A 23,417-nucleotide genomic window follows, 5' to 3' on the forward strand; every position below is an offset into this window, starting at 1 on the left:
CGAAGTTTGCTTGTCCCTCAACCCTTCACGGCGCCGGCGGTGAGTCCGGAGACGATCCGCCGCTGGAAGAACAGCGCCAGCAGGACGAGTGGTACGGTGACGATGGTGGAGGCCGCCATGATGGCGCCGAAGGGGAATTCGTAGCGGCTGGAGCCCGAGATCAGCGCGATCGCCACCGGCACGGTGCGGTTTTCGTCCGTGAGGATGAAGGTGAGCGCGAACATGAACTCGTTCCAGGCGGCGATGAAGGCAAGCAGGCCGGTGGAGATCAGCGCCGGCCCCATCATCGGCAGGAAGATTACCCGCACAATGCGCAGCGGCGAGCAGCCGTCCATGATCGCCGCCTCCTCGATCTGCTTGGGCAGGTCGCGCATGAAGGTGGTTAGCACCCAGATGTTGAACGGCAGCGTGAAGATCATGTAGGCGAAGATCAGCGAGCCGAGCTTGTTGTAGAGGCCGAGCCAGTTGATCAGCTCGAACAAACCGGACAGCAGCGCGATCTGCGGGAACATCGAGATCGCCAGCACCATCATCATGACGATCGACCGGCCGCGGAAATGGACGCGCCCGAGCGCATAGGCGGCGCCGATGGCGAGCAGCAGCGATATCGAAACGACGGACACGGCGACGATCAGCGAGTTGAGCAGGCTGCCGACGAAGACCCCGTCCGACAGGATGACCTCATAGTTGTTGAGCTTCAGGTCGGGGAAAAAGGTCACGTCGAAGATGGCCTGCCCCGATTTCAGCGACGATGCGATCATCCAGTAGAACGGGAACAGCGTGTAGAGGGCAACGATCCCGAACAGCGCATAGATCGCGAAGCTGTGGAGGACCTTGAGCGACGGACTGCGGACCATCTCACGCTCCCAGCAGGCGGCGGTTGAGGCGGAACAGCGTGACGTAGATGGCGGTCACGATTGCGATCATCAGGAAGATGGCGGTGCTTGCGGCCGAGCCGACGCCCATGTCCTGGAAATTGACAAGAATCTCGCGAGCGTAGATCGACACTGTCTTGGTGTCGTCGCTGTTGGATGACAGCACGTAGCTGAGGTCGAACATGCGCAGGGCATCCAGCAGGCGGAACAGCACGGCCACGGCGATGCTCGGTCCCAACAGCGGCAGTGTGATCGACGTGAACTGCCGCCAGGCGGGCACGCCGTCGATGGCGGCCGCTTCATAGATGCTGCGTGGCAGCATCTGCAGGCCGGCAAGAATGAGCAGCACCATGAAAGGCGTGGTGATCCAGATGTCGACGGCGATGATCACGGGCATCACCAGGTTGGTGTCGGCCGTCCAGGCGATGCCGGTGTCGATCAGGCCGAGCCCTTTCAGCAAATGGTTGATGATGCCGAACTGGTCGTGCAGCATCCACTGCCACATCCGCGCGCTGACGACGACTGGAATGGACCAGGGGATCAGGATGATGGCGCGCATCGCCCCGCGTCCCTTGATGTGCGAATTGAGCAGAAGTGCGATCGCCAGGCCGAGCACCGTTTCGATGGAGACCGAAACCGCGGCAAAGACCAGCGTGTTGCTGAATGATTTCCACCAAAGCGGATCCTCGAACAGTGTCCGGTAGTTGTCGAAGCCGACAAGTTCATAGATGTCGGGCTGCGTGAGCTCCGCATCGGTGAAGGAAAAGAAGAAGGTCCGGGCCAGTGGCCACAGCGCCACCGCAGTGAGCACGATCAGGCTTGGAGCCAGGAAGAGCCAGGCGCTGCGTGCCCGCAGGGTGCCCAGGCTGGCCGGACGGAACGCGGCCCTCACGACGCCGCTCCGATCGGAATGGCATCGCCCGCGTCATCGAACAGGTAGGCATCGGCGCTGCTCCAGCCGACAGTGACAGGATCCTCGGCCTTGACCGCGGGCCTGCCTTGCGACTTGACCACGATCAGTTGCTGGTTTGCCAGCCGAACGTGGATGAGCGCCTCGCCGCCCAGCGGTTCTACGGCCTGCGCGTGGCCGGTCAGCGTGACTTCGCCGCCGCCCAGCCTGACATGCTCCGGGCGTACGCCCAGGGTGGCTTCGCCCCGATAGGCGAGGGCAGGCAGCGCGTGGCTCCGGTCGAGGATGGTGAGGCGGGGGCCCGCTTCGGCGGCCTCGATCCTTGCCGGCAGGAAATTCATGCGCGGCGCACCGATGAAGCCGGCGACGAAGCGATTGACCGGCCGCTCGTACAGTTCCATCGGCGCGCCGGTCTGGACTATCTTGCCGTCCTTGAGCACGACGATGCGGTCGGCCAGTGTCATGGCCTCGAGCTGGTCGTGCGTCACGTAGATCGTCGTCGCACCCAGTTCGCGGTGGATGCGTGCGATCTCGACACGCATCTCCATGCGCAGATCCGCGTCGAGATTGGACAACGGCTCGTCGAACAGGAACAGCCTCTGTTCGCGCACGAGGGCGCGGCCGATCGCGACGCGCTGCTGCTGGCCGCCCGAAAGCTGTGCGGGTCGCCGGTCCAGGAGATGTTCGATCTTCAGGAAGCCTGCGGCCTTGCCGACACGGGCAGCGACCTCCGTCCGGGGCATTCCCGCGGTTTCGAGCGCAAAGCCGAGATTGCGCTCGACGTTCATGTGCGGGTAGAGCGCATAGGATTGGAAGACCATCGCGATGCCGCGCCTGGCGGGCGGCGTCTCGTTCATCCTCCTGCCGTCGATTTGCATCTCGCCGTCGGAAATCTCCTCCAGTCCGGCGATCAGCCGCAACAGGGTGGATTTGCCGCAGCCCGACGGGCCGACGAAGACGACGAACTCGCCCTCGGCGACCGCAAGGTCGACGCCATTGACGGCAGTGATGGCACCAAATCGCTTCACCACCTGCTTGAGCTCGAATCTGTTCATCGAACGACCTCGTTCCGAAGCTTGCTCGCGAGCGCCGCGACCCCGATGGCGCAGCCATTGTCGCCGAGGGTGCTCGCCACGATCGGCAGGTTGCGCACCGACTCGGCCCAGATGAACTCGCGCGTCCGCGCGGCAAGCCGGCGATTGATCGCCGGCTCGCCGCCGATGCCGCCGCCGAGGACGAGGCGCTCCGGATCGAGCGTGTTGATCAACTGGCCGAGATAGGATGCAGTGGTATTGAGCGCCTGGTCCACCATTTTTGCGGCGCGCGGGTCGGTCACTTCGGCATTGAATAGCTGCCGGGCGGTGGCCGGCGCTCCGATCAGCTCGCCGTAGCGTTCGCCAAGCGCCTTGCCGCTGGCGAAGAGCTCCAGGTTCTGGCGGACTTCCACGCCCGCGGCATCGTAGGCGACCAGGTCGCTGCCCGAGAAATGGATGGCGAAGCCGCGTGCTCCCGCGTAGGGCCGGCCTTCGAGCACGAGCGTGTGCGAAAGACCGGTGGACAGGGTGACGTAGACGAACACGTCCGCGCCCTTGCCGGCGCCGATCCAGCCTTCCGCGAAGGCGGCCGCCCTGACGTCGCTTTCGAGGTACACCGGGGCCACCGTCGATAGTGGCGTGCGGAAATCCAGGCCGCGCCAGTCGAAGTTCCAGCTCGATGCGGGCTCCCCGGAACGCGTCACCAGTTCCGGCAGGCAGACGCCCAGGCCGCGCACCGGGCCGACGCTCGACAGTGCTTCCACCTGTATCTCGCTCGCGAGGGCCCGGACGAGGTCGAGCACGGCGGCTCCACCTGCCGCGCAAGGCGTCGGCTCGGTGCGCTCGGTGATCACCGCGCCATCGTCGACCCGTACCAGGCAGGCCTTGGTCTTGGTGCCGCCAACGTCGATGCCGATTGCAAATGCGCCCGCCGTTGCCATGTCATTCACCTGCGGCAGCCTTGTCGGCATGCAGTTCGGCATTGCGGCATTCGCAGGCGATGGTGGCGGGCCAAGCCGGATTGTAGGCGGCCGCCGTCGCTATGCGGCGGAACGCCTCGCGCTTGCCTGCTCCCCACACGATCATCGCAACCGACTCCGAGAGCTTCGCGATGGAGCCTATGCCGATGGTCAGGCCATGCCCGGGCACTTCGTCCAGGGAGCTGAAATCGGGAAAGGTTGCGAGGTTGTCGCGCCGCGTCTGCTCGGCGAGCTCGACGATGCGGGTGCGGCTCTGGCGTGGCGAGCCCGGCGGGTTGAAGGCGATATGGCCGTCGCCGGCGCCCGAGGCGAGCAGGAAAAGGTCGATGCCGCCTTGGGAGGCGATGCGGTCGTCATAGGCGTCGGGATCAGTCGAGTTCGGCACCCAGAAATTGTGGGGCTGAACCCGGAAAGCCTCGGGCAGGACGGCGTTGAGGCGACCCACGATGTGGCGCTCGCCAAAACCGCGGCAGGAGTAATGCGCCGCCGTAGGCGGCGGCGACAGCCGGCCGTCCCGGTCGGACAACAGGTACTCGTCCATCATCGCGACGATAAGGAGCGAGCAATCGACGGGCTGCGCCGCCAAAGCCGCGGCGAGGGCCTCATAGACGGGCATCGGGCTCCGGCCGCCGGGGCAGCCCAGCATATAGGGGAGACCGGCGGCATTTGCAGCGCTTATGCCTTCCCGGATGCGCGCGCCGAGCGATGCGCCGATGTTCTGCGGGGTAGGGTGGATGTGGATGTTCACGCTTGGTCACGCATCAGTTCGGAAACGAAACGGAAGTTGCGCACGGCGATCGCCTCCGGCGTGTCGGGATGTTCAGGCGCCAGATCCTGCTCGACGACCAGAGGCCCCGAATATCCGTGGCGCCGCAGCGCGGCCATGAATGCCGCGATGTCGACCGCACCGCGGTCGAGGTCGGTCATGACGCCGAGTTCGAAGGCGCGGTCGCTGTGGATGTTGTCGGCGTGCACGCGGCTGCGCACAGTGGCGTCGACATTCTTCAGATGAACCGAATTGATGCGCCCCGCATGCCGCTCGTAGAACGCGATCGGATCGGCGTTCCAGTAGGCATGATGGCCCGTGTCCAGGCACAGGCCAACCCTGTCGGGGTCGGTTTCGGCGAGTAACCTTTCGATCTGACTTTCCAGTTCGACGGCGGTACCCACATGCTGGTGGAAGCCGAAGGCCAGTCCATAGGACTTTGCGATGGCTGCGGCGCGGTCGGTCTGGTCGACGAGCGCGCGCCAGCCGGCGGCATCGACAACGCCCATCTTGTCCTTCGGATAGAACTCGGATTCATCCATCAGGATAAAATGCGTGCCGCCGCAGGCCTCGAGCAGCGTGCAGATGGTGTGCGTCTTGGCCTCCAGCACGGGCCAGGAGGAAGCGTCCGCCAAGGTATGTACGTGTGCGGCTGCCAACAGCGACAGTCCGCGCGCGCCGAGCTCCGACTGCACCGTCACGGGGCTGGTGGAGAAGTAGCCGTAGGGGCCAAGCTCGGTGTGGCGATAGCCTGCCGCGTGGATGCGGTCGAGATAGTCCGTCCAGCCGACGGTATTACCGGTCGGCCAGTAGACGCCCCAGCAGCAGGGTGCGATTGCAATGTCCATCGAGATTCAACCCGTTTGAGAGGCGCGGACTACCATCCGCGCTTTTTCAGCCGTTCGAGGTCGGCGGCGATCTTGGCGAGCGAGTCCTCGGCGGTTTCCTTGCCGCTCAGCACGTTGTGCACGCCGTTGAAGATGCGCTGCGACACGCGGTTGTAAGAGCCGCCGGTCGCCTGCGAAGGCCGCGAGGCGCTGTCGGCATAGGCCTTGCTCACGTCGGTCAGGAACGAATAGGACTTCAGGATCTCCGGATCCGAATAGAGCGCCTCGATCGTCGGGCTGTAGGCCGACATGGCGCGGCGCTTCTGCTCCTTGGCACCGGTCAGGTAGCGCACCAGGCTGACGGCGGCATCGACGTCCTTTGAATATTTGGATACGCCGAGCAGGCCTGCGCCATAGCAGCCGCTCGACTTCTCGCCGGCCTTGCCTACCGGCAGCGCCGTAACGCCGACCTTGCCCTTGAGCGGCGAATTGTCGGCCTGCGAGGTGCCCCAGGCATAGCTCCAGTTGCGCATGAACACCGAGTTGCCGGTCTCGAAGACGCCGCGCGCGCCTTCCTCGTCGTAGTTCAGCACGCCTTCCGGGCTGATCTTGCCGATCCACGAGCGCGCCAGGGTGAGCGCTGCTGCGGCGTTCGGATTGTTTGCGGTGATATCGCCCTTGGCATCGACGAAGGTGCCGCCGCCGTTGGAGGCGACCCATTCGAGTGCGTCGCAGGTCAGGCCCTCGTAGGCGCGGCCCTGCCATACGTGGCCCCACATGTCGGCCTTGCCGCCGGCGCGCTCCTTGTCCTGGATGAAGGCTGCCGTGTCGGTCAGTTCCTGCCAAGTCGTCGGCACCGGCTTGCCGTACTTTTCGAGCAGGTCCTTGCGGTAGAACATCAGCCCTGCATCGATGTACCACGGCATGGCCAGCAACTGGTCGTTGACGGTGGCGTCGGCGAGCGCCGACTTGAAATGCGCATCGATCTCCTCGGCGGGCACCTTGTCCTTGAGGTTGACGAGGTGCGGCGCGAGCGCTCCGACCCAGATGTTGTCCAGCGAGAGCACGTCGGCGTCGCTCGACTTGCTGGCCAGCAGCTGTTGGTAGATCGGCAGGGCGTCGCCCCAGTTAGCCGGCATCTTGTTGATCTTGACGGTGTTGCCCGTCTCCTTCGCCCAGGCTTCGGCGGCGGACTGGCAAAGCTCCAGCTCGACGCCCGACGACGAGCAGAAAAGCGAAACCTCGGCAGCCTGGGCGCCGAAGGCAAACACTGCGCAGCTTGCACCCAGCGCAGCAACGTAAACTGACCTCAGATTGATCATGTTTTCTCCTCCCATCCAGCCGGGATGAGTAAATAACAAACCGTCTGGTCGGTCTGTTATCTGTCATCGCCGCCGACTTGTAAAGGGTCGAATCGAAAGAATGTTCCGCTATTGGATATATCGGAATGTATGTTCCGAAGGATGGAATGGCTCGCTGTTGCGCGATGCCGGCAGGGTGCAACGGACTCGGCGTCCGAGGCTCGGGGCACCCCTGCAATGCCCCTCCCGGGCAATCAGGCAAGCATCAGGCTTGCATGGATCTGCCGCGCGCGAGCCTCCATGTCGCCGATGTGGGTCGAGACATGCTGCCGGAAGCGGCCGATCAGCGGATCGTGCTCGAGCGTCCGGTGAGTGATCGCCCCGAGCATGATGTCCACCGTCGGCGCGTCGAAAGGCAGGAGCCTGAGCTCGCCCCTTTCCAGTTGCTCGACCACGGAGAAGATCGGCAGGACGGTCAGGCTGTCGGTGTCGTGCAGCAGGCTGAGGATCGCGCCGGATGCGCCACTGCTCACGACCGGGCGGATTTGCGTCACCTGTGCGGAACTCAGGCAATCGCGCATGACCGAGTGCAGGGTGCTCTCCTTGGCGTGGCTCACCCATTCCGCCTGTTCGAGATCCCGCACCGTCACGCGATCGAGGCCGAGGAACGGATGCCCTGCGCGACAGACTATGGCGTGGCTCAGCATCACCAGCCCGCTCGTCGCCAGGTTGAACCGGTCCTGGCTCAAATGGATCGGGCCGAAGGCGATGTCGATGCGGTTCTGTTGGACGAGATAGCGCATCTCGGTCGAATAGGCCGGCGTGATGTCGAAGCTGACGCCCGGATACTGCTTGCGGAAGCTGGTCACAATCTGCGGAAACAGGCTGTCGCAGATGAAGGGGGGTGCGCCGATGCGCAGATGGCCGGCGGCCCCGCTGGCTTTGTCGGCGGCCAGCCTGGCCGCGTTGGCAAGTGCAGCGCGGATCAGCTGGCCCGATTCAGCCAATTGGCGACCGAGCTCGGTCGGAAGCACCGGCCGCCGGCGCTGGGCCAGCAATTCGGTGCCCAGTCGTTTCTCAAGCATTGCCACCGCCTTCGACAAGGCCGGCTGTGTCGTGCCGAGATTCTTGGCCGCGAGCGAGAACGACTGCTGCTCAACGATCTCGGCAAGCTGGATGAGGCTACGGGGATCTATTTGCATAACTATCCGACATGATGAGATGCGATAATATCATTTTTGCGCATCGAATTTCCAGTCTATCGTCCCCTCAACGACATGCGGCATCCCGGAGGTTGATGCTTGCAGGTCGATGGGTGCCGCCACTACCGGGAGGAACCGGACCGTCGGCCGACCCGCCTGGGAGGAAAGCGTGCTGATGCAAAGCCCCGCAGTCGCCGGAACGGTCCTGTCCGTTACCGGAGTTCGCAAAGCCTATGGCGATGCCGTGCCTGTCCTCGACGGTATCGAGCTGTCGATCGGAGCCGGCGAGTTCGTCTCGGTCATCGGCCCGTCCGGCTGCGGCAAGACCACGCTTCTGACCGTCCTCTCCTATCTCAGCCAGCCCGATCAGGGTCAGGTCATTTTCGATGGCCGCACCCATGACGCGCCGCCCGAAGGCCTGGCCATCGTCTTTCAGGATTACAGCCGCTCGCTCTTTCCCTGGCGGCGCAATATCGACAATGTCGTTCTCGGCATGCACCGCGACCGGGTGAGTTCCGCCACCGCCAAGCGTGAATCCGCCGCCGCCCTGCTGGCCAAGGTCGGCCTGGCCGGTTTCGAGCAGCGCTATCCCTGGCAGCTCTCCGGCGGCATGCAGCAGCGTGTGGCGATCGCCCGGGCGCTCGCGGCCAATCCCCGCCTTCTCCTTCTCGATGAACCGCTCGCTGCAGTCGATGCCCAGACCCGCTCGGAGATCCAGGACCTGATCCTGTCGCTGGCGCGCGAACGCCATCAGGCCTGCTTGCTCGTCACTCATGACGTCGAGGAGGCGATCTACATGGCCGACAAGCTGGTCGTGCTCACCAAGCGTCCCACCCGGGTGCGCGAGGAGATCGTCCTCGGTCTCCCGAAACCGCGCGACCAGATCGAGACGCGCGAAATGCGGGAGTTCCTGAAGATACGCCATCACGTCATGACGCTGATGCGCGACGCACACAATAAGTCCTGATGGACCAAAGAGGGAGGAAAGCATGAAGTTCGGTACGGTTTCGAAGGCGGCGATCGTGTCCTGCCTTGCATTGCTGGGTGCGGCGGGCGCCACCGCCGCTGCGGACCTGAAGGTCGCGGTGCTCAAGACGGCCAATGTGCTTTCCCTGCAGCACGCCATCGACGCAGGTTACTTCAAGGATGAGGGCCTCAACGTCGAGGTCTCGACCCTCAACAACGGGCCGGCGGTTGCCTCGGCGGTGGTCAGCGGATCGGCCGACATCGGCTTTGCGGCGGCGGTTGCGGTGGTCAGCGCACGCGCCAACAACCAGCCGATCAAGTTCTTCTCCAATCTCGCGCTTGAAACCAAGACCGGCAACAGCGTCTGGCTGATCGCACCCGAACGCGCCGGCACCATCAAGATCGCCGACCTCAAGGGCAAGACGATCGCGATCAATGCGGCGGGCGGCCAGTGCGAGCTCGTCGTGCGCACCAACCTGAAGGCCGCGGGTCTCGCCTGGGAGGACGTCAAGCCGCTGGTGCTGCCGTTCCCGCAGATTCCGGCTGCCCTGCAACTGGGCAATGCCGACGCCGGCTGCGTGCTCGAACCCTTCTACTCGGCTTCGCGCCTTTCGCCCGAGATCAAGGCCCAGGTACTCGTGCCCGGCACCATGCCGGACATGAAGGACGACTATTTCGGTTTGATGGACGGCTTCTTCGCCACCGACGAATGGCTGAAGGCGAACACCGATGCCGCTACCAAGTTCGCCAAGGCCGTCGCCAAGTCGAACGGCGACATCATGAAGGACCCGTCCATCATGGCCGCGTTGATGGAAAAGCAGCTTGGCGTGAAGCCGGAGATCGCGGCCGCTGCCAGGATCAATCTCGACACCCGCCCCGGTCCCGTCGCCGAGAAGGACTTCCAGAACCTCATCGATCTGATGACGGCAGCCGGCATGCTGGCCGGTCCGGTCAAGGCGTCGGACCTGGTCTTTCCGGTCAATTACTGACGCCAGCCGGTCATTGGGGATTGCGGACGTGTCAGCGCTCAGGCCAGTCTTTCGGTTCATTCTCGGCATAGCGATCTTCGCCCTCGTGTGGGAGGCGGTCGCGCGCACCGGACTTGCGCCACAGAACCTGTTCCCGACTGTCGGTGAGATCGGCCGGGCGCTGGTCGACCTATCCCGATCGGGCGAATTGTGGACCGCCGCCGGCGCAACGCTCGCGCGGGCTGCGCTGGGCCTGGCCATCGCCTCCTTGCTGGCCGTCCTGCTCGGGCTTGCCGCGACGATGTCCCGGAAAATCCGCCAGGCGCTGGCGCCTTTCGTCGACATCTGCCGGACCTTGCCGCCGCCGGCCCTGGCACCGCTGCTGATCTTCGCGCTCGGCCTCAACGAGCGGATGTTCCTTGCAGTCATCGTGTTCGCGGCGATCTGGCCGATTTATGTGGCCTGCGTTGCCGGCTTCGGCGGCACCGAACCCCTGCCGCTGATGACCGCCCGCAGCTTCGGGGCAAGCGACCGGTGGCAGCTCTTTTACGTCCGGCTGCCTTCGGCCTTGCCCTCCATCTTCACCGGAATCCGGGTCGGCCTCGGCCTGTCGCTGATGGCGACCATCGCGACCGAAATGATCGCAGGCTCCAGCGGCCTGGGCTTCCTGCTCTTCGACACCGCATTCTCGCTGCGCATTCCCGAGATGTACGCCACGCTTCTGGCAGCCGGCTTCCTCGGCGTCCTGTTCAACGCAGCACTCCATTTGCTCAAGCAGCCGCTGGTGAGCTGGCACACCCTGCAGACCGAGCTGATATCGTCATGACCACAAGCAAGAACAGCTCCATCAACGTGCCCGGCGCGCTGTTCCTGGTAGCGCTGATCCTGGCCTGGGAAGTGCTTGCCCGCCTGAACGGCACGCCCAACATGCCCACCGTCGGCGCCGTGATCGGCTCGCTCTGGCGCGACGCCGGACTGCTCGCGACGGAGGCGTCCTATACCCTCGGACGCGCCCTGGCAGGCCTGGCAATCGCGTTGCTGGCAGGCATCCCGCTCGGCATCGCCTTCGGCCGGATCAAGCTGCTCGGCGACCTCGCCATGCCGGCCTTCGACCTGTTGCGGCCACTGCCGCCGATCGCCATCGCGCCGGTCGCCATGATCTTCGCCGGCACGGGCACGGCAGCAAAGGTCGCCGTCATCGCCTATGGCTGCCTGTTTCCGATCCTGATCACCACGTTCGATGCCGTGCGTACGACGCAGCCCCAGCTGGTCCAGTCGGCGCGGGCGCTCGGCATGAACCGCCTCGAGATCATGTGGCTGGTCGATTTCCCCTCCGAACTGCCGCGCATGATGACCGGCGTGCGCATCAGCCTGGCGCTGTGCCTGTTGATCGCGGTCTCGACCGAGCTGCTTTTGTCCAGCAACGGACTGGGCGCCTACATCATGCGCGCCCAGCAGCTGTTCAGGATCGCCGACGGACTGGCCGCGCTGGTCGTCATCGCGGCACTCGGGCTGGCCATCAGCAGGATCTATGCCCTCGTCGAGCGGCGGCTGCTGGCATGGCACCACGAGCGGCTGGCGCTGGCCGGTGGCGGCAACGCCGCGTGAGCCGAACCGCTTCTTACTGAGAAGGCATCGATATGACCAAGCCGATGAATGTCTTGTGGATCATGGCCGACCAGCTGCGCTGGGACTATCTGTCCTGTTACGGCCATCCGCACCTCGATACGCCGAACATCGACAGGCTGGCCGGGCGCGGTGTGCGCTTCACCAACGCCTATGTCCAGTCGCCGATCTGCGGCCCGTCGCGCATGAGCTCCTACACCGGGCGATATTGCCGTTCGCATGGCTCGACCTGGAACGGATTTCCGCTGCGCGTGGGCGAGCCGACGCTGGGCGACCATCTGCGCGAGATCGGCGTGCGCCCGGTCATCGTCGGCAAGACGCATATGAAGGTCGACACGCGCGGCATGGAATGGCTGGGCATCGACCCGGATTCGACCATCGGGGTGTCGATCTCCGAATGTGGGTTCGAGCCGTTCGAGCGCGACGACGGCCTGCATCCGTATGGAGCTTATGACCCGGACCCGGATTACGACAAACACCTGCGCGCCAATGGCCTGGACTCGGAAAATCCCTGGGAGGATTTCGCCAATTCCGGAAAGGGCGACGACGGCGAGCTCCTCTCGGGCTGGCTGCTGAAATATTCCAACCTGCCGGCGAACATCCCCGAAGAACTCTCCGAAACGCCCTACATGACGGGCCGCGCCATCAACTTCATGGAGGAGGCCGGCGACAAGCCGTGGCTTTGCCATCTTTCCTTCATCAAGCCGCACTGGCCCTACATCGTGCCGACGCCCTACCATGACATGTATGGGCCCGAACACGTCATCGCGCCGGTGCGCTCGGAGGCCGAAAAGGCGACGTCGCACCCGGTCTATGGCGCCTACATCAAGTCGCGCATCTGCCGCACCTTTGCGCGCGACGATGTGCGCGAGCGCGTCATCCCGGCCTATATGGGCCTGATCAAGCAGATCGACGACCAGCTCGGCCGTCTGTTCGCCTACATGGAAAACAAGGGCCTGATGGACAACACCATGATCGTCGTGACGTCCGATCACGGCGACTATCTCGGCGACCACTGGATGGGCGAGAAGGAGCTGTTCCACGACGTTTCGGTCAAGGTGCCGCTGATCGTCTACGACCCGCGCCGCGAGGCCGACGCGACGCGCGGCCTGGTACGCGACGAACTGGTCGAGGGCATCGACCTGGCGCCGACCTTCCTGTCCTGCTTCGGCGGCAAGGCCAAGCCGCATGTCATGGAAGGCCGCAACATCGAGCCGCTGCTGCACGATGCTGGCCGACCGGCCGGGTGGCGGCGCTACGCCATATCCGAATATGACTACGCGCTGCAGGAGGCCAGGCAGATCCTGGGCAACGACCAGAAGGACGCGCGGCTGATCATGATCCGCGACGAGCGCTGGAAATACATCCACGCCGAAGGCTTCCGCCCGATGCTGTTCGACCTGGAGGACGACCCGGCCGAGCTTCGGGACCTCGGCGAGGACGAGCGCTTCGTCGATATTCGGCAGCGCATGGCCGACGCGATTTTCCATTGGGCGCGACAGCACCACAACCGCATCACCATGGCCCCCGACGTCATCGATGGGGTGTCGGGGCGCGAGCCGCGCGGCATCGTCATCGGCGTCTGGGACGAGGCGGAATACGAAGCGCTCAACAAGGAGCCGTTCGACGCGCGCAAGCGCGCCTGACGCCGGCCGTCGAGGGATTGTCCTCAACCGCCCGCCTGGCTCATCAGCTTCGCCATGCGCGCGGCCGTGCGTGACACGCCCTCGTCGATGTTGTTGCGCGGGATCGACGAATAGCCCATGCGGAAGAACCGGCACGGACCGTCGTCGTCGGGGAAGAAGGGCGAGCCGGATTCGATCAGCACGCCGTCCTGCCTGAGCTCGTTCATCAGCCGGTCGGCGTCGAGCCCCTTGGGCCCCTCGACCCAGAACGAGGTACCGCCGAAGGCCGACGACCCGGCGATGGTGAGGCCCTCCCGCTTCAGCGCCTCGGCCATGACGACATGGCGCTTGTGGTATTCGCCGCGCATGCGGTGCAGCACCGCGTCGTGGTGGCCGAGCGCCAGGAAATAGGCGGCGGTGCGCTGCAGGTGGCCGGGCGGATGCCGCAGCATCAGCGCCCTGAGGGCGCGTGCCTCGCGGATCACCGGCGCCGGCGCCACCAGGTAGCCGAGCCGCAAGCCGGGAAACAGCGACTTGGAGAAGCTGCCGATGTAGAACACCCGGCCGCTGCGGTCGAAGGCCTTCAGCGCCGGCGAGGGCGGGGCGAGGAAGCTCATCTCGAACTCATAGTCGTCCTCGACGATGATGAAATTCTGCTCGGCGGCCGCCTCGAGCAGGCGCGCCCGCCGCTCGATCGGCATCGTCGCCCCGGTCGGCGAATGATGGCTCGGCGTGACGAACACGGCATCGACGTCCTTCGGCAGCGTCTCCGGCGGCAAGCCCTCCTTGTCGACGTCGATCGCCGTCACCCGCGCCCCGCTCAGCATCAGCGAGGCGCTCATGTCGGGATGGCACGGGTTCTCGCAGACGGCATGCGCACCTTGGCGCAACAGCAGCTGGATGACGATCCACAGCGCGTTCTGCGCGCCCACGGTCACCAGGATTTCGTCCGGATTGGCGCGGATGCCGCGGCTCGGCAGGGTGCGCGAGCAGATGTAGTTGACCAACTGCACGTCGTCGGCGGCGGCGAAGTCGCCGGCCATCTGCTCGAAGTCCTCACGCGCGAGCGCCCGCCGGGCGCAGTCGCGCCAGGCGGTCAGGTCGAACAGCGAGGGATCCATCTGCCCGTAGAGGAACGGGTAGGGATAGCGCCGCCAGTCGAGCGGCTTGCGCATCTGCTTGGCGACGATGAAGCTCGACCGCAGCTTGGTCGACCAGTCGATGGCGTCGCCGCCCGCTTGCGGGGCATTGGCCGCGAGCGCATTCGTCGGCGGGTTGCCGGCAACGCGGTAGGCGCTGCGGCTCGCCGCCTCGACGTAACCCTGCGACGCCAGCTCCTGGTAGGCGAGCGTCACCGTGATCCGCGAAATGTTGAGATAGTCGGCGAGCTTGCGCGTCGACGGCAGCTGCGCCCCGGGCTGGATGCGGCCGGCGAGCACGGCCGAAACCACCGTCTCGCGAATCTGCGCCTGCAGGCCGACCCGGCTCGCGGTGTCGAGGAAGAAGACCGTCTCCGAAACAGTTGGATGCGCCATGGCTGCCTGGCTGTTGAACTGGAATCATTCAACTTCCAATCTGGATATAAGGCAATCGGGATCTCTCATTTAACCCTATCAGTCAGAACCAAGATCGGCGCCAAAGCCGGCAAGTTCCCGGACAACCGGCAGCTATCAAAACAAAGAGGGTAACGATGATACATTTGAAACATTTCAAGCACTTGGCAGGCGCCGTATCGTTAACGGCCGGTATGTTCGCTGCAGGCCTCGCCTATGCCCAGACGACGGTCGTCGTCGGCTACCAGCAGATCGTCGGGCCGTTCGTCACGGCCATCGCCGACGGGCGCTTCGATGCGGCCGCAAAGGAGGCCGGCTACCAGATCGACTGGCGACAGTTCAGCTCGGGCGGCGATATCTCCACCGCGCTCGCCTCGGGCAACGTGCCCATCGGCGTCATCGGCTCGACCGGCACCACCGCCGCCGCCACCCGCGGCGTCGACCTCGAACTGTTCTGGATCCTCGACAACATCGGCAAGTCGGAGGCGCTGGTCGTCCGCAACGGCTCCGGCATCGAGAAGCCCGAGGACCTCAAGGGCAAGAATGTCGGCGTGCCGTTCGTCTCGACCTCGCACTTCCATCTGCTGGTCGGCCTCGAACAGGTGTGGAAGGTCGATCCGCGCGAGGTCAACATCCTCAACATGAAGCCGCCGCAGATCATCGCCGCCTGGCAGCGCGGCGACATCGACGCGGCCTATGTCTGGCCGCCGGCACTCACCGAACTGCTCAAGAACGGCAAGACGATCGCCGATTCCGAGACCATCGGCGCCGCCTCCGTGCCCACCTTCGACGGCCTCGTCGCCGACAAGAAGTGGGCTGCCGACAACCCCAAGTTCATGGCCGCCTTCACCAAGGTGCTGGCCGAGTCATATGCCGACTACAACAAGAACAAGGCAGCCTGGACGGCGGACTCGCCGCAGGTCCAGGGTATCGTCAGGCTGATCGGCGGCGATGGCGCGGGCACTGTCGAGGCGCTCGGCCTGCTGTCCTTCCCGACGGCGGCGGAACAGGCGTCGGATACCTGGCTGGGCGGCGGCGCCATCAAGGCGCTGAGCGAAAGCGCCAAGTTCCTCGTCGCGCAGAAGCAGATCGACAAGGCGCTCGACGACTACGCGCCCTACGTCAACGCGACCTACGCGAAGCAGGCGGCCGACTGATCCCGGATGGCCGCCGGCGTGGGTACCACGTCGCCGGCGGCCGCCCCCGCAATCACATTGGACGGCAATTCTTCGAAAGGCTCGACGCGATGGAAACCCTCAACGTCAGCAATGTCAGCCTGACCTATCCGGGGCTCTACTCCGACCAGGCTGTCATCGCCCTCAAGGGCGTGAACCTCGAGATCAAGAGCGGCGATTTCGTCGTCGCCCTCGGCGCCTCGGGCTGCGGCAAGACCACCCTGCTCAACCTCATGGCCGGCTTCATGGCGCCGACCGACGGCGACATTACGCTCGGCGGCCGCCAGGTCGTCGGCCCCGGCGCCGACCGCGGCGTCGTGTTCCAGAAACATGCGCTGCTGCCCTGGCTCAACGTCATCGACAACACCGAATTCGGCCTCAAGCTGCGCGGGATCGACAAGCAGACCCGCCGCGAGATCGCCACGAAGAACCTGGCGCTGGTCGGCCTGCAGGACTTCCACCGCCACATGATCTACCACCTGTCGGGCGGCATGCAGCAGCGCGTCGGCATCGCCAGGGCGCTGACCTGCGATCCGGCGATGCTTCTGATGGACGAGCCGATGGCCGCACTCGACGCGCTGACCCGCGAGACCATCCAGGAGCTTCTGCTCAAGGTCTGGCAGCTCACCAACAAGATGTTCTTCTTCATCACCCACAGCGTCGAGGAGGCGCTGTTCCTCGGCTCCCGGCTGATCGTCATGTCGCCGCGGCCCGGCCGCATCACCCACACCTACGAGCTCGACTTCAATAGACGCTTCCTCGAGGAGGGCAACGCCCGTGCAATCAAATCCAGCCGCGATTTCATCGACATGCGCGAACAAATCCTCGGCATCATCTACGGCGACGAGCGCCAGTCCGGCAACGCGGAACTCCTCCATGCTTGACCGCATCTCCAAGGCCAGGCCGGTCCGTCCCGGCAAGATCTACGGCGCTCCCGGCGACGGCATGAGCGGCCACATCAGCCTGATCACCGCGCTCGTGCTGTTCGGCCTGTGGCTGCTGGTCACCGAGATGGGCTGGGTCAGGCCGCTGTTCCTGCCTTCGCCGCTCGCCGTGTGGGACAAGTTCATCGTCGCCATGACCGAGGGCGTGTCCAACTCGACGCTTCTCCAGCACACGCTGGCGAGCCTCGGCCGCGTGCTCGGCGCCTTCGTGCTCGCATTGGTCACCGCGGTGCCCGTGGGCATCCTGATGGGCGTCAACCGCACCGTCCGCGGCCTGTTCGACCCGATCATCGAGTTCTACCGGCCGCTGCCGCCGCTCGCCTACCTGCCGCTGATCATCATCTGGCTCGGCATCGGCGAGTTCCCCAAGGTCTTCCTCATCTATCTCGCGATCTTCGCGCCGATGGCGATCGCCGCCCGCGCCGGCGTACGCTCGGTGTCGACGGAGCAGATCCACGCCGCCTATGCGATGGGCGCCACCCGCGCCCAGGTCATCAGCCAGGTCATCCTCAAGGCCGCGCTGCCAGAAATCTTCACCGGCATGCGCATCGGCATCGGCGTCGGCTGGACCACGCTGGTTGCCGCCGAGATGGTGGCCGCCCACCGGGGTCTCGGCTTCATGGTGCTCAACGCCGCCGAATACCTAGCCAGCGACACGGTCATCATGGGCATCATCGTCATCGGCGTCTTCGCCTTCGCCTTCGACCTGCTGCTCCGTTACCTGGAGAAGGTTCTGATCCCCTGGAAGGGCAAGATCTGATGGCAGCGCTCATGCATCCGGCGACGTCGCCACCCGGCTGAAGCCGCCGCCTGGAACCCAAACCACCGAACGAGATCAATCGGCCGGCCTGTCCGGCAACGGCGGAGCCATGCCCGGCGCCGCCCTGGAAATACGAGGACCACACCATGGCGCTGACCGCCGACGACCTTGCCAAGCTGTTCGACGCCTTCAACAGGCACGACATCGACGGCGTGATGAGCTTCTTCGCCGAAACTTGCGTCTTCAACGCGGTCGGCGGCCCGGAGGTCTACGGCGTCCGCTTCGAAGGGTCGGCGGCCATCGCCAACGCCTTCAGCGGCGTGTGGAAGGCGATGCCCGATGCACACTGGACCCATCACGGCCACTTCGTCCACGGCGACCGCGCCGTCTCGGAATGGACGTTCACCGGCACCAATGCCGATGGCAGCCGAATCGAAGCGGAAGGCTGCGACCTGTTCACGCTGAGCGACGGCAGGATCGTGCTCAAGCAGGCCTTCCGCAAGAACCGGCCGCTGCTTCCGGCAGGCGCCTGATCGGTCAGGGGAGGAAAGGCGAAAATGGAACATCAGCTTGTCAGGCCGTCGGCGCAGCGCAAGCCGTTCGATCCGGCCTACGACCCGGTCCACGCGCCGAATCCGGGCGACGGCAAGGACTATGCGCCGACCTACTGGATCGCCACGGCCGGCCCCGAGCCGGAGGACGATGGTCCGGTCACGCAGGACATCGACGTCGACGTCGCGATCGTCGGCTCGGGCTATACGGGCCTTTCCTGCGCGATCCATCTGGCAAGGGAACACGGCATCAAGGCCACCGTGCTCGAGGCCAACGGCGTCGCCTGGGGCTGCTCGACCCGCAATGGCGGCCAGGCCCAGATCTCGGCCGGTCGGCTCAAGCGCTCGCAATGGATCGAGCGCTGGGGCGTCGACGTCGCCAGGAAGATGCACGCCGAGATCGCCGAGGCCTTCGACCTGTTCCGCGGCCTGATCCGCGAGCCGGAGATCGACTGCGACCCGCAGGACGGCGGCCACCTCTACATCGCCCATCGCGACAAGGTGCTGCCGGCGCTGGAGAAGGAAACGCGCCTGCTCAACGAAGTGTTCGGCTACCGCGCCCGCATGGTCGGCCGCGACGAGGTGCACAGCGACTTCGTCCGTGACGCCGAGGCCAAGGGCGCGATGTACGAGCCGGACGGCATCGGCATCCACGCCGCCAAGCTCGCCTTCGGCTATCTCAAGCTGGCGCGCAAGCTCGGCGCCAAGGTGCATACGTCAAGCCCGGTGCTCGGCAGCGAGCTCAAGGGCGGCGTCCATCACCTCAGGACGCCCGGCGGCACGGTCAGGGCGCGTGCGGTCTGCATCGCCACCGCCGGCTACACCTCGCCCGGCCTGCACGAGCTGACGCGTCACCGGCTGATGCCGATCCTGTCCAACTCGATCGTCACCCGCCCGCTCACGCCGGGCGAGCGCGAGGCGCTGAACTTCAACGCGCTGATCCCGCTCACCGACACGCGCACGCTGCGCCACTACTACCGCATGCTGCCCGACGGCCGCGTGCAGATCGGCAGCCGCAGCGCCATCACCGGCCGCGACGCGGTCAATCCCAAGCATCTCGACCTGCTGCTGGCCGGGCTGTACCGCAAGTTCCCGATCCTGCGCGGCATCGAGGTCGACTACTCCTGGTGGGGTTGGGTCGACGTCAGCCACGACATGATGCCGCGCATCTTCCAGCCCGACCCGAAGCAGCGGCTGTTCTACGCCATGGGCTACGGCGGCAACGGCGTCATGTATTCGGCCCAGGCCGGCCGCCGCATGGCCCAGATGGTGGCAGGCAAGGGCCCAGCACTCGACCTGCCGATCTTCACCTCGCCCCTGCCCAGCCACGGCCTGCTCACGCCGTTCAGGCGCCTCGGCCAGTGGGGCATGTACCGCTGGTATTACCTCAAGGACGAAATTCTCTAGCCCTCCCGAGCCGGACCGCCCCCCAATCGAAAGGAACCAAGAAATGAAGATGACCACCGAAGAAGCATTCGTCAAAGTCCTGCAGATGCACGGCATCGAGCACGCCTTCGGCATCATCGGCTCGGCCATGATGCCGGTGTCGGACCTGTTCCCCAAGGCCGGCATCAAGTTCTGGGACTGCGCCCACGAGACCAATGCCGGCATGATGGCCGACGGCTTCAGCCGCGCCACCGGCACCATGTCGATGGCGATCGGCCAGAACGGTCCCGGCGTCACCGGCTTCATCACCGCCATGAAGACCGCCTACTGGAACCACACGCCGCTGTTGATGGTCACCCCGCAGGCGGCCAACAAGACCATCGGCCAGGGCGGCTTCCAGGAAGTCGACCAGATGGCGATGTTCGAGGAAATGGTCTGCTACCAGGAAGAGGTGCGTGATCCCTCGCGCATTCCCGAGGTGCTGAACCGCGTCATCGAGAAGGCCTGGCGCGGCTGTGCGCCGGCGCAGATCAACATCCCGCGCGACTTCTGGACCCATGTCATCGACGTCGACCTGCCTTCAATCGTGCGCTTCGAACGCCCGGCCGGTGGGCCGCAGGCGATCACGGAGGCCGCACGCCTGCTGTCGGAGGCGAAGTTCCCGGTCATCCTCAACGGCGCCGGTGTCGTCATCGGCAACGCCATCCAGGAATCGATGGCGCTGGCCGAGCGGCTCGATGCGCCGGTCTGCTGCGGCTACCAGCACAACGACGCCTTCCCCGGCAGCCACCGTCTCGCCGCCGGCCCGCTCGGCTACAACGGCTCGAAGGCGGCGATGGAGCTGATCGCCAAGGCCGACGTGGTGCTGGCGCTCGGCACCCGCCTCAACCCGTTCTCGACCCTGCCGGGCTACGGCATCGACTACTGGCCGAAGAATGCCGCGATCATCCAGGTCGACATCAATGCCGACCGCATCGGCCTGACCAAGAAGGTTTCGGTCGGCATCTGCGGCGACGCCAGGCAGGTGGCCCGCCAGATCCTCGAGCAGCTGAGCCCGTCGGCCGGCAACGAGGGCCGCGAGCAGCGCAAGGCGGCGATCCACCAGACCCGTTCGGCCTGGCTGCAGCAGCTGTCGTCGATGGACCATGAGGAGGACGACGTCGGCACCGAATGGAACGCAAGTGCCCGCCTGCGCGAGGCCGACCGCATGTCGCCGCGCCAGGCCTGGCGGGCGATCCAGGCCGCCCTGCCCAAGGAAGCGATCATCTCCACCGACATCGGCAACAACTGCGCCATCGGCAACGCCTATCCGAGCTTCGAGCAGGGCCGGAAATATCTCGCGCCGGGCATGTTCGGCCCCTGCGGCTACGGTTTCCCGTCGATCGTCGGTGCTAAGATCGGCTGCCCCGACGTGCCGGTGGTGGGCTTTGCCGGCGACGGCGCCTTCGGCATCTCGATGAACGAAATGGGCGCCATCGGCCGCGAGGGCTGGCCAGCGATCACCATGGTGATCTTCCGCAACTACCAGTGGGGCGCGGAGAAGCGGAACACGACGCTCTGGTACGCCAACAACTTCGTCGGCACCGAGCTCAACCCCAACCTCAGCTACGCCAAGGTGGCCGAAGGCTGCGGTCTCAAGGGCGTCGTCGTCGACACCACGGCCAAGCTGACCGAGGCGCTGGCCAGGGCCATCGACGACCAGGCCAAGGGCGTCACCACCTTCGTCGAGGTCATCCTCAACCAGGAACTCGGTGAGCCCTTCCGCCGCGACGCGATGAAGAAGCCGGTGCCGGTGGCCGGTATCGACCGCGCCGACATGCGCTCGCAGACGCGCGCCTGATCTTGCAACAAACCGCCCGCCCGGTCCGCCGGGTGGGCGGACGACAAAAGCTTCGTGATCCGGGAATGAGCTGATGAACACCGCCGCCGCGACCCAACGTTTCAACGGCCTGCCTTCGGTGATGCAGGCCTGGTGGCCCGGCCTCGCCGTGACCGCGGCCGTGGCCATCGCCGCCCAGTTCCTCTCGGATCACTATGGCGCACCCGCAATGCTGATGGCGCTGCTGCTCGGCATCGCCTTCAACTTCCTGTCCGAGGAAGGCCGCTGCGTCGCCGGCATCGACCTCAGCGCCAAGAAGGTGCTCAGGATCGGCGTCGCCCTGCTCGGCATGCGCATCAGCCTCGACCTGCTCGTCGGGCTCGGCGCCGGCACCATCCTTCTGCTCGTCTCGGCGATTGCCGCCACCATCCTGTTCGGCCTCGCCGCGGCCAAGCTGCTCGGCCGCGGCTGGCGGCTGGCGCTGATCACCAGCGGCTCCGTCGCCATCTGCGGCGCGTCCGCCGCCATGGCGATTGCCGCGGTGCTGCCCAAGAACGAATTCTCCGAGCGCAACCTGATCTTCACCGTGCTGTCGGTGACGGTGCTGTCGACGCTCGCCATGATCTTCTACCCGATGATCGCCCAGGCCATCGGTCTCGACGCGCGCGCCACCGGCATCTTCTTCGGCGGCACCATCCACGATGTCGCGCAGGTCGTCGGTGCCGGCTTCTCGGTGTCCCCCGAGGCGGGCGAGACCGCGACACTGGTCAAGCTCATCCGCGTCACCATGCTGGCGCCCGTGGTGCTGATCTTCTCGCTCGCCACCCGCAACGTCGGCTCGCTCGGCGAGGCGGGCAAGCGCCCGCCGCTTCTGCCCGGCTTCGTCATCGCCTTCCTCATCCTCGCCGCCGCCAATTCCTTCGGCCTCGTTCCCGAAGCGGTGTCGAAGGTCGGCATGGAGGCATCCCGCTGGGCGCTGCTCGCCGGCATCGTCGCCGTCGGCATGAAGACCTCGCTGCGCCGCGTGCTCGACGTCGGTGGCGACGCGGTGGCGCTGATCGTCGCCGAGACCGTCTTCATCGGCCTCTTCATCCTCGCCGGCATCTACTACCTGGGGCACGCCTGATGAAACCGCTCGAGCGCATCCTCCTTGCCGCCAAAGCAGCTCCCCGCCGCATCGTGCTCCCCGAGGGCGAGGACCCGCGCGTGGTGGAGGCCGCCCTGCGCTCGGTCCGCGAGGGAGTTGCTCAGATCACGCTTGTCGGAGGCCGCGAGATCGTCGAGCAGTGCCTCGAAGCAGCCGGAGCGTCGGGCGAGAAAATCCGCATCGAGGACCCCGCAAGCTCGCCGCTGACGCCGAGCCTCGCCGCCGCCTATCACGAGCTGCGCAGGGGCAAGGGCGTCGACGCGACCGCAGCCGCCGAGGCCGTGCGCTGTCCGCTCGTCTTCGCCGCGATGATGGTGCGCGAGGGCGAGGCTGACGGCACGGTCGGCGGTGCGGTCGCCACCACTGCTGATACGGTGCGGGCCGCGCTTCAATGCATCGGCCGCGCGCCGGGCGTGGGCCTCGTCTCCAGCTTCTTCCTGATGATGCTGTGCCAGCCCTATCACGTGAAGAAGGGCGCCTTCGTCTTCGCCGACTGCGGCCTGGTCGTCGATCCCGACGCCGCCGGCCTTGCCGACATCGCCCGCATGTCCGCGCGTTCCTACCAGGCTCTCGCCGGTGCTCCTGCGAAGGTGGCGATGCTGTCGTTCTCGACCAACGGCAGCGCTGCCCATGAACGCGTCTCGAAGGTGGTCGAGGCGACGCGCCTGGCACATGCCGCCGACCCCGACCTCGTCATCGACGGCGAGCTGCAGTTCGACACCGCTTTCGTCGAGGCGGTCAGTGCCGCCAAAGCGCCGAACTCGGCGCTGCATGGCGAGGCCAACGTCTTTGTCTTCCCCAATCTCGACGCCGCCAACATCGGCTACAAGATCGCCCAGCGCATCGGCGGGGCGGAAGCCATCGGCCCGATCCTGCAAGGCCTCGCCAAGCCGGCTAACGACCTCTCCCGCGGCTGCAGCGCCGACGACGTCTTCCACATGATCGCCGTCACGGTGGTGCAGGCGGCCCGCGGCTGACGGTCGCGCCGGAGTGCCCGGACCC

General features: G+C 65.7%; 22 protein-coding genes. 13 read left to right on the top strand and 9 right to left on the bottom strand.

The window, feature by feature from the left end; all coding sequences use genetic code 11:
* Nucleotides 1–17: 17 nt before the first annotated feature.
* The 8 genes from AmiPiv_RS00865 to AmiPiv_RS00900 form a co-directional block, all read right to left on the bottom strand.
* Nucleotides 18–857 carry a carbohydrate ABC transporter permease gene (locus tag AmiPiv_RS00865; RefSeq protein WP_340035355.1) on the bottom strand — a complete coding sequence of 280 codons (840 nt, stop codon included), beginning with the start codon at nucleotides 855–857 and terminating at the stop codon, nucleotides 18–20.
* A gap of 1 nt (nucleotide 858) precedes the next feature.
* Nucleotides 859–1,767, bottom strand: a complete 909-nt coding sequence (locus AmiPiv_RS00870) for a carbohydrate ABC transporter permease (protein ID WP_340035356.1) — start codon at nucleotides 1,765–1,767, stop codon at nucleotides 859–861.
* A complete protein-coding gene (locus tag AmiPiv_RS00875; RefSeq protein WP_340035357.1) occupies nucleotides 1,764–2,840 on the bottom strand; it encodes an ABC transporter ATP-binding protein in 1,077 nt (358 codons plus the stop codon). The genes AmiPiv_RS00870 and AmiPiv_RS00875 overlap by 4 nt, the downstream gene beginning before the upstream one ends.
* Complete coding sequence (locus AmiPiv_RS00880; protein WP_340035358.1) at nucleotides 2,837–3,760, bottom strand: ROK family protein; 924 nt, start codon at nucleotides 3,758–3,760, stop codon at nucleotides 2,837–2,839. Before AmiPiv_RS00880 ends, AmiPiv_RS00875 begins: the two co-directional genes overlap by 4 nt.
* Nucleotide 3,761: 1 nt before the next feature.
* The gene (locus AmiPiv_RS00885) at nucleotides 3,762–4,547 is read right to left on the bottom strand and encodes a 6-phosphogluconolactonase (RefSeq protein ID WP_340035359.1); all 786 of its coding nucleotides are present in this window, start codon (nucleotides 4,545–4,547) and stop codon (nucleotides 3,762–3,764) included.
* Complete coding sequence (locus AmiPiv_RS00890; protein ID WP_340035360.1) at nucleotides 4,544–5,413, bottom strand: sugar phosphate isomerase/epimerase family protein; 870 nt, start codon at nucleotides 5,411–5,413, stop codon at nucleotides 4,544–4,546. The genes AmiPiv_RS00885 and AmiPiv_RS00890 overlap by 4 nt, the downstream gene beginning before the upstream one ends.
* 29 nt (nucleotides 5,414–5,442) lie before the next feature.
* Complete coding sequence (locus AmiPiv_RS00895; protein WP_340035361.1) at nucleotides 5,443–6,714, bottom strand: ABC transporter substrate-binding protein; 1,272 nt, start codon at nucleotides 6,712–6,714, stop codon at nucleotides 5,443–5,445.
* 233 nt (nucleotides 6,715–6,947) lie between these two features.
* Entirely contained in the window at nucleotides 6,948–7,895 is a 948-nt protein-coding gene (locus AmiPiv_RS00900) for a LysR family transcriptional regulator (protein ID WP_340035362.1), read from the bottom strand.
* Nucleotides 7,896–8,070: 175 nt separating this feature from the next.
* On the opposite strand from AmiPiv_RS00900, the gene AmiPiv_RS00905 reads away from it, so the two are divergent.
* The 5 genes from AmiPiv_RS00905 to AmiPiv_RS00925 are packed head-to-tail and all read left to right on the top strand — an operon-like array spanning nucleotide 8,071 to nucleotide 13,101.
* Nucleotides 8,071–8,862, top strand: coding sequence for an ABC transporter ATP-binding protein (locus tag AmiPiv_RS00905; RefSeq protein WP_340035363.1), 792 nt, complete (start codon nucleotides 8,071–8,073; stop codon nucleotides 8,860–8,862).
* 22 nt (nucleotides 8,863–8,884) lie between these two features.
* Nucleotides 8,885–9,850: an ABC transporter substrate-binding protein gene (locus AmiPiv_RS00910; protein WP_340035364.1), complete on the top strand. Its 966-nt coding sequence runs from the start codon at nucleotides 8,885–8,887 to the stop codon at nucleotides 9,848–9,850.
* A 28-nt stretch (nucleotides 9,851–9,878) separates the two neighbouring features.
* Nucleotides 9,879–10,655 carry an ABC transporter permease gene (locus AmiPiv_RS00915; protein ID WP_340035365.1) on the top strand — a complete coding sequence of 259 codons (777 nt, stop codon included), beginning with the start codon at nucleotides 9,879–9,881 and terminating at the stop codon, nucleotides 10,653–10,655.
* Nucleotides 10,652–11,437, top strand: coding sequence for an ABC transporter permease (locus tag AmiPiv_RS00920; protein WP_340035366.1), 786 nt, complete (start codon nucleotides 10,652–10,654; stop codon nucleotides 11,435–11,437). Before AmiPiv_RS00915 ends, AmiPiv_RS00920 begins: the two co-directional genes overlap by 4 nt.
* A gap of 32 nt (nucleotides 11,438–11,469) precedes the next feature.
* Entirely contained in the window at nucleotides 11,470–13,101 is a 1,632-nt protein-coding gene (locus tag AmiPiv_RS00925) for an alkaline phosphatase family protein (protein ID WP_340035367.1), read from the top strand.
* Nucleotides 13,102–13,124: 23 nt separating this feature from the next.
* Here AmiPiv_RS00925 and pdxR read toward each other — a convergent pair whose 3' ends face one another.
* The gene (gene pdxR / locus AmiPiv_RS00930) at nucleotides 13,125–14,615 is read right to left on the bottom strand and encodes a MocR-like pyridoxine biosynthesis transcription factor PdxR (protein ID WP_340035368.1); all 1,491 of its coding nucleotides are present in this window, start codon (nucleotides 14,613–14,615) and stop codon (nucleotides 13,125–13,127) included.
* 155 nt (nucleotides 14,616–14,770) lie between these two features.
* On the opposite strand from pdxR, the gene tauA reads away from it, so the two are divergent.
* The 8 genes from tauA to pta all read left to right on the top strand — a co-directional run bounded on the left by tauA (nucleotide 14,771) and on the right by pta (nucleotide 23,392).
* Entirely contained in the window at nucleotides 14,771–15,790 is a 1,020-nt protein-coding gene (gene tauA / locus AmiPiv_RS00935; protein WP_340035369.1) for a taurine ABC transporter substrate-binding protein, read from the top strand.
* 89 nt (nucleotides 15,791–15,879) lie between these two features.
* Entirely contained in the window at nucleotides 15,880–16,692 is an 813-nt protein-coding gene (locus AmiPiv_RS00940) for a taurine ABC transporter ATP-binding protein (RefSeq protein WP_340035370.1), read from the top strand.
* Entirely contained in the window at nucleotides 16,685–17,512 is an 828-nt protein-coding gene (locus tag AmiPiv_RS00945; protein ID WP_340035371.1) for an ABC transporter permease subunit, read from the top strand. The genes AmiPiv_RS00940 and AmiPiv_RS00945 overlap by 8 nt, the downstream gene beginning before the upstream one ends.
* A gap of 152 nt (nucleotides 17,513–17,664) precedes the next feature.
* Nucleotides 17,665–18,045: a nuclear transport factor 2 family protein gene (locus AmiPiv_RS00950; RefSeq protein ID WP_340035906.1), complete on the top strand. Its 381-nt coding sequence runs from the start codon at nucleotides 17,665–17,667 to the stop codon at nucleotides 18,043–18,045.
* 24 nt (nucleotides 18,046–18,069) lie between these two features.
* Nucleotides 18,070–19,470 (top strand): NAD(P)/FAD-dependent oxidoreductase, encoded by a 1,401-nt coding sequence (locus AmiPiv_RS00955; RefSeq protein ID WP_340035372.1) that lies wholly within the window; start codon nucleotides 18,070–18,072, stop codon nucleotides 19,468–19,470.
* A 43-nt stretch (nucleotides 19,471–19,513) separates the two neighbouring features.
* Nucleotides 19,514–21,289, top strand: coding sequence for a sulfoacetaldehyde acetyltransferase (gene xsc, locus AmiPiv_RS00960; RefSeq protein ID WP_340035373.1), 1,776 nt, complete (start codon nucleotides 19,514–19,516; stop codon nucleotides 21,287–21,289).
* Between the two features lie 73 nt (nucleotides 21,290–21,362).
* Nucleotides 21,363–22,394, top strand: coding sequence for a YeiH family protein (locus AmiPiv_RS00965; protein WP_445206874.1), 1,032 nt, complete (start codon nucleotides 21,363–21,365; stop codon nucleotides 22,392–22,394).
* On the top strand, nucleotides 22,394–23,392 hold the full coding sequence (gene pta, locus AmiPiv_RS00970) for a phosphate acetyltransferase (protein ID WP_340035374.1): 999 nt from the start codon (nucleotides 22,394–22,396) through the stop codon (nucleotides 23,390–23,392). The genes AmiPiv_RS00965 and pta overlap by 1 nt, the downstream gene beginning before the upstream one ends.
* The last annotated feature ends 25 nt before the right edge of the window (nucleotides 23,393–23,417 follow it).

Origin of the sequence: Aminobacter sp. Piv2-1 (assembly GCF_037625995.1) — a bacterium.
GTDB lineage: Bacteria > Pseudomonadota > Alphaproteobacteria > Rhizobiales > Rhizobiaceae > Aminobacter.